Source organism: Bathymodiolus platifrons methanotrophic gill symbiont (assembly GCF_002189065.1).
Lineage (GTDB): Bacteria > Pseudomonadota > Gammaproteobacteria > Methylococcales > Methylomonadaceae > Methyloprofundus.
The window spans coordinates 1-4703 of sequence record NZ_BDMN01000169.1; the positions used below are offsets into that span (position 1 = coordinate 1).

Consider the following 4703-nt stretch of genomic DNA (forward strand, 5'->3'; position numbering starts at 1 on the left):
GTAGGTGAACGAATTATGGCGACAGGAGTCCCGGAATTTCGTGAGGTAGCATGGTGCGGCTATCACCTTTTACAACTCATATACAAACTATAAACGAACGTTTATAGTTTGTATTGCTAAGTAAAACGCGTATTTGTATAGTGAAAAGAAAGTCGGGGAGTCCCTACTTTTGCGAAAGCTCATTTTGGGCGTCCAAGCCCAAGTTCGCGGCAAAAGCTTAACGGGACTGATTAAAATCTGCGATGCCCTGATTCGCCCTGCGTCCACTTATAAAAACCCTAGAGGGGTTTTTATTTAGTTACCTCAAATGGCTTGACGCGATGTCGGAATGCCTTGTATTTTCTCTACGCAAAAAGACGCTTCGAAAACACACCCGGCCCTATCGCTATCACGGACTAAAAATCTTCACTTCGCTTAAGCTCCGTTTCCAGGATTTTCAGCGTATGAAAAAAGCAATTATTTACTTACATGGATTTAATTCCGCATCATTAGATTTAGATGACAACTTGCTGACTAATAAGGAAAAACTGCTGGTTATGCAAGCATTCTGTTTGCAGAAAGATGTACTGTTTTATACGCCTAATGTTGATTACAGAGATTTTGAAGGCATGGTAGAGGATATGCTGTTTCAATGGAATCAATATCTGGATCAAGGCTATGATGTTGTTTTTATGGGGTCATCAATGGGCGGTTTTGCCAGTGAATATCTGGCAATGAAAACTGGCAGCAAGGCCATAATGATTAATCCGGCGATATCACCCACTGAATTGTTACCAGAGTTTATTGGGGTGGCAGCAAATTATGAAACAGGCTTGCCTTATAGTTGGAGTCAGGAAAATTGTGAGCAATATAATGAGTATGAAAAAGAACTTGCGAGTAGTCATCAGACTATAGATAGAACTATTTTTCTGGATATGGGAGATGAATTACTAGATTCTGAAAATACTCTTTCGAAATATAATGAAAAAGCGAATATTGTGACCTATAGCGGTGGATCACATAGCTTTGAGCATATCAGACAAGCTTTACCGATTATTGATCAGGTGCTATTTAACTGATGCTTTTCTGTGTATCTAATACATAAAATATCAACAAGAGCGGACTTTAGTCCGCATGTGCGATATATCTCTGTAGGATTGTGGATTAAAGTCCGCTCTTGCGCTTTAATAATAGCTTTTGCTATTTTAGTTGCTGAGTATCAAAAAAAATTAATACAAAAATAAAGCGTTTTAGGTGACCTTAATTTTGATCAACTACCTGCCATCCCTGACAGCAACATCTCTTTAGCATGAGCAAGGGTGGAATCAGTAATATTAACACCACCTAACATACGCGCTGTTTCTTCTATGCGTTGCTCGGTAGATAAGGTTCTGACCTGTGAGGTGGTCATTTCTGTATCATTGGTTTTAAAAACAAATAAATGCTGATGTGCCTGAGAGGCTACCTGCGGTAAATGCGTAACGCATAACACCTGTGCGTTATTGCCTAAAGCACGCAGCTTCTGGCCGACAATTTCTGCTATACCACCGCCTATGCCAGAATCAACTTCATCAAAAATCATGGTGGGTGCATCTTTATCATGGCTGGTGGTTACCTGTATCGCTAAACTGATTCTGGATAACTCGCCACCTGAGGCTACTTTGGCTAGTGGTCGTAATGGCAGGCCTTTATTCGCACTGACCAGAAACTCGATTTTATCGGTGCCATTCATTTTAGGTTGGTCGAGTTCCAGAGGGGATACTGCAATGCTGAACTCACCCTGGGGCATACCGAGTTCCTGAATCATATCCGAAATAAGGTCAGAAAGTTTTATTGCCGCCTGAATACGTTTATCGCTAAGGGTTTTTGCTAAAGCAAAATAATCTTTCTGGTTTTGCTCAACCAGCAAGTTAAGTTCCTCTATGCGCTCAGAACTGTGATTTAAGTTGTCTAATTGTGTCGCCAGATTTTGAGCAATCTCAGGTAACTCTTCCGGATCGACCTGATGTTTACGCGATAGGTTTTGAATAATGCTGATTTGCTTATCTAATTCTAGTAAGCCTTGTGGGTCAATTTCCTGGGCTTCAAGAAAATGTCTAAGCTGATGACTGGCTTCCTGAATCTGGATTTGTGCTTCTACCAGCAATTGAGTGGGTTCTTCTAATTCTTTGGTTAAGTTACTTAACTCGCTTAAAGCACTAATACTTTGATTGATTATTTGATTGGCTGATTGTTGTTCATTTTCAGCTAACGCATCTAGCTGAGTTTGGCCGGTGCTCAGAATCTGTTCCAGATTAGCCAGTTTGGTATGTTCAGCAGATAGAGCGGGATAATCATAATTTGACAAATCTAGTTGTTGCAGTTCATTGAGCTGGTAACTAAATAAATCCTGTTGATTGCTTTGATCGGTCGATGCCTGGATCAGTGTCTTTAGCTCATGAAAGTTATTGCGCCACTGAGCATAAGCCTGATTAGTTTTCACTATCAGGTCTGTGTTTTGCGCAAAATTATCCAGGAAGCCGCTTTGTTCTTCGCTCTCGAGCAGTGTCAGATGAGCATGTTGTCCGTGAATTTCTACTAATTGCGAGCTTAATTGCTTTAGCAATTGTAAAGTGGTTGGCCGACCATTGATATAGGCTTTAGATTTACCATCCGGGCGTATGGTGCGTCGCACTAGACATTGCTCGTCCATATCTAATTCATGTTCTTCCAGCCATGCCTGGGCGGCTGGGGCATCAGATAAATCAAAGCTTAGATTAATTTCTGCACGTTTACAGTCTGGGCGGACATAGCTGGCGTCAGCACGATCACCCAAAGCCAGACCTAAGGCCGTAAGTAAGATGGATTTTCCCGCCCCTGTTTCACCGGTTAAAACAGATAAACCTTTTTCCAGGTTTAAATCCAGAGATTCGACAATGGCGAGGTCAATTATATTAAGATTTTGTAGCATGATTAGAAATGATAGCCACTGCTCCAGTTAAGTTTATCACGTAAGGTGTGGAAAAAGTCGTGATTCTCTGGGTGCAAAATGGTGATTGGATTAGGGGCTTTTTTGATGAAAATTGTATCACTTATTAATACATCGGGAATGGCGATATGATCACACGTGACCTGAGCGTTGATTTCATTTGTTTCGACAAAACTAATTTCAATTTCAGCAGAAGCATTAATGACAATAGGTCGATTAGATAAAGTGTGTGGATTTAGCGGTACGAGTAATAAGGCATCTAAAGCCGGGTGAATAATTGGGCCACCGGCAGAGAGAGAATAGGCTGTTGATCCTGTAGGTGTGGAAATAATTAAGCCATCAGAGCGTTGTGTATTGAGATAAACGCCATCAATTGTCGTTTTTAATTCAATCATGCTGGGTGTAACCCAGCGATGCACAACTACTTCGTTGACTGCAGTTTCTTCGTGAATCACTTGTGCATTACGAATAATTTTTGTGCGCAATAAAAAACGCTGCTCTTTTCGATAATGTCCCTGCAACATATCATTTAGTTTTGTTTCTAGTTCAGCAGGAGAAATATCAACTAAAAAACCAAGGCGGCCTAGATTGATACCTATTAATGGGATATTACTGCCAGACGCTATTCGCGCGGCAGATAAAAAAGTGCCATCTCCACCCACGGCAATTAGAACATGACAGTGTTGAGCAAGACTTTTTATTGGCTGTATGTTTCCTGAAAAATCGGGAATAAGCTTAGCGCTGACTGAATCTATAGAAACCTGGTAACGAGTTTTTAGAAATTGATAGAGAGCTTTGAGCGTATCTGCTATTTCAGGAGCACTAGATTTTCCTAAAATTCCAATCGTTTTAAATTCTGTAGACATAGCTGGTATCTATACATCAAGGGAAGCAAAATTATACCTGAAACCAGGGCTTTAATATACTCTACAAAGTACAAGGGACCTGTATATATAGGATGTGTTGTGCGTAACTTTATTACAGTATGTATTAGTGAATGAAAAAAATGCTTTCTGATTTTGACCTATACTTATAATTCAGCTAGTAACGTAGCTTTCGACAAAAACTAGCTCGCTATAGGTTTTTCTTCTGTGACTGCGCGAAGTATAAATAACATTTAGGAATGCGGGTTTAATAAAATCCAAAAGTATCAAATCGGGATATAAATGTAGCCTGTATGAAGCCTGCGTAATACAGGATGAGCAGAAGCTCCTATTCCCCGTATTCCGCCAGCTTCATACGGGCTACTCTTTAGTTTCGGGTATTAATTAACTTTGACTCCTTATTTTGAGAATGAAAGAACAAAAATGCTAAATAAGATAATTTTACCTATTCTATTAATGATCTTAGCTTATAGCTTATGGCTAAGCCATGATTTTACTCAAATCGCTGCGGGGGGGGGGCGCTATTTTCTTATTTGGTGTTTTGTCATTAAAACATGGGTTTCAGAATTTTACCGGTGGGGCTCTGGAAAAAATACTCAGAATCTGTACTTATAGAATCTGGAAAAGTTTAAGTTTCGGTCTGGTTTCTACAACACTAATGCAATCTAGCTCGCTGGTTTCGGTGCTTGCGATTTCATTTCTGAGTGTCGGCTTACTTGATTTAGCATCGGGTATCGGCATTATTTTTGGTGCTAACCTGGGGACAACTGCAAGTGCCTGGTTGATTGCGGGCTTTGGCTTAAAGGTCAAAATAGCGAATTATGCTATGCCTATGCTGATATTTGGCGTTTTATTGCTATTCCAGAACTGAA

General features: G+C 40.3%; 3 protein-coding genes and 1 pseudogene. 2 read left to right on the forward strand and 2 right to left on the reverse strand.

The genetic code is table 11. From position 1 onward, the window contains the following. The first annotated feature begins 443 nt into the window (after positions 1–443). Positions 444–1058: a YqiA/YcfP family alpha/beta fold hydrolase gene (locus tag CDZ78_RS10295; RefSeq protein WP_148900613.1), complete on the forward strand. Its 615-nt coding sequence runs from the start codon at positions 444–446 to the stop codon at positions 1056–1058. A 191-nt stretch (positions 1059–1249) separates the two neighbouring features. Here the strand turns inward: CDZ78_RS10295 and recN are convergent, their stop codons facing one another. Continuing rightward, positions 1250–2929: a DNA repair protein RecN gene (recN, locus tag CDZ78_RS10300; protein ID WP_087869937.1), complete on the reverse strand. Its 1680-nt coding sequence runs from the start codon at positions 2927–2929 to the stop codon at positions 1250–1252. A gap of 2 nt (positions 2930–2931) precedes the next feature. After that, on the reverse strand, positions 2932–3813 hold the full coding sequence (locus tag CDZ78_RS10305; protein WP_087869938.1) for an NAD(+) kinase: 882 nt from the start codon (positions 3811–3813) through the stop codon (positions 2932–2934). Positions 3814–4254: 441 nt separating this feature from the next. On the opposite strand from CDZ78_RS10305, the pseudogene CDZ78_RS10310 reads away from it, so the two are divergent. Then, positions 4255–4696, forward strand: a pseudogene (locus CDZ78_RS10310) (Na/Pi symporter); the annotation flags it as partial. Positions 4697–4703: the final 7 nt, after the last annotated feature.

Coding starts and splice junctions, on each gene's coding strand:
- CDZ78_RS10305 (WP_087869938.1), bottom strand. CDS start 3,813: ATGTCTACAGAATTTAAAACGATTGGAATTTTAGGAAAATCTAGTGCT.
- CDZ78_RS10295 (WP_148900613.1), top strand. CDS start 444: ATGAAAAAAGCAATTATTTACTTACATGGATTTAATTCCGCATCATTA.
- recN (WP_087869937.1), bottom strand. CDS start 2,929: ATGCTACAAAATCTTAATATAATTGACCTCGCCATTGTCGAATCTCTG.